Below are 1419 nucleotides of genomic sequence, written 5' to 3' on the forward strand. Positions count from 1 at the left end.
CTACACCGCCAGCCCAAGGTGTCTGCGGTATTGCACCGGGCTCATCCAGCCCAGCGACTTCTTGATACGGGTCCCATTGTAATGGGACAGGTAGGCGGCCAGGCGCGCGTGGAACTCGTCGTAGCCCACGCCCCTCCAGTCGCGCCCGTAAAAGAACTCGTTCTTCAACCTGCCGAAGAACCCCTCCGCGGCCGCGTTGTCCGGGCTGCACCCCTTCGCGCTCATCGAACGGGTCAGCCCGTTCTCCTCGCAGATGCGGATCCATCCGGGCCACCGGTAGTGGCAGCCCCGGTCCGAGTGGACGACCGGACGCTCCCCGTCTTTGAGCGTGGCGACGGCGTCGAGGAGCATCCGGTTGGCCATGTCGGCGTTCGGGGACCGCGACAGCGTCCAGGAGACGACCATCCCGTCGAAGCAGTCGACCACCGGGGACAGCCAGCACTTCCACCCGTCCACCGTGAACTGGGTCACGTCCGTGACCCACAGGCGGTTCGGCGCGTCGGCGCGGAAGTCGCGTTCCACGAGGTTCGCGGGAGCCTCGCCGATCTCCCCGGCGTAGGAGCTCCACCGCCTCGCCCTCTTCAGGTACACGGGCGCGAGACGCTCCTCGCGCATGATCCGCCTGACGACCTTCTCCGAGACGACCAGCGGGTCCGCCCCGTCCAGTCGCAGCATCCGGTGGACGGTCCGGTAGCCCCACACACGCCCGCCGGACTCGAACAGGCGTCGGACGCGCCGCCTGAGGACGGCGTATTTGTCGCCCAGGGCGATCGCGCCGCGCTGGTGGTAGTACGTGCTGCGCCTGAGGCCCACGGCGTCCAGGGAGGCCTTCAGGCCGAACTCACCCCTGATCGCGTCGACGACCCGCGTCCTCTCCCCGTTCGTCAGCCGTCCGGGGCCGGGGCGCGGGTCGCCGGCTTTTAAAACTTTGATCGTCTCGCGCATCACCGCGTTCTCGAGCCTGAGGGCCTCCACCCGCTCCCGCAGCTCCGCCAGCTCCCGCGCGCCGCCGTCCGGCGCTTCCGCGTCGCCTCGTCCCGTGGCCAATCCGGCACCGCCTTTCTCCAGGTACGCGCGCGCCCACGCGCGCACGGTGCCCGGCGCGCATCCCGCGCGCGAGGCGGCCGCGGCGGCGTCGCCGCAGGCCAGGAGGGCGCGGACCGCGTCGAGTTTGGTCCCAAGCGTATACGACGCCCCCTGACGTCCCCGCGGCCGGTAGCGGGGGTCCTCGCGGATCCACCGGTGGACCGTCGCCCGGGACGGAGGCCGGTCGAGCTCGCCGGGCAGGAGGCGGATGATCTCGGGCGCGTTGATGCGGTCGTCGTAGAACAGGCCGACGACCATGCGCTTGACGTCCTTGCGGTACATTGCGGACTCCAATCCGGACGCCAAAGCGTCCAACTTTTCGTCCGCACCCCC

Annotated in this window: 1 protein-coding gene; it reads right to left on the reverse strand. The window is 70.1% G+C overall.

Features of this window, described 5'->3' with window-relative positions; all coding sequences use genetic code 11:
* Positions 1–1368 (reverse strand): IS3 family transposase, encoded by a 1368-nt coding sequence (locus DSM100685_RS10620; protein WP_239512757.1) that lies wholly within the window; start codon positions 1366–1368, stop codon positions 1–3.
* Positions 1369–1419 lie beyond the last annotated feature (51 nt).

Origin of the sequence: Bifidobacterium avesanii (assembly GCF_009299475.1) — a bacterium.
In the GTDB taxonomy this organism is placed as follows: domain Bacteria; phylum Actinomycetota; class Actinomycetes; order Actinomycetales; family Bifidobacteriaceae; genus Bifidobacterium; species Bifidobacterium avesanii.

Coding starts and splice junctions, on each gene's coding strand:
- DSM100685_RS10620 (WP_239512757.1), bottom strand. CDS start 1,368: ATGTACCGCAAGGACGTCAAGCGCATGGTCGTCGGCCTGTTCTACGAC.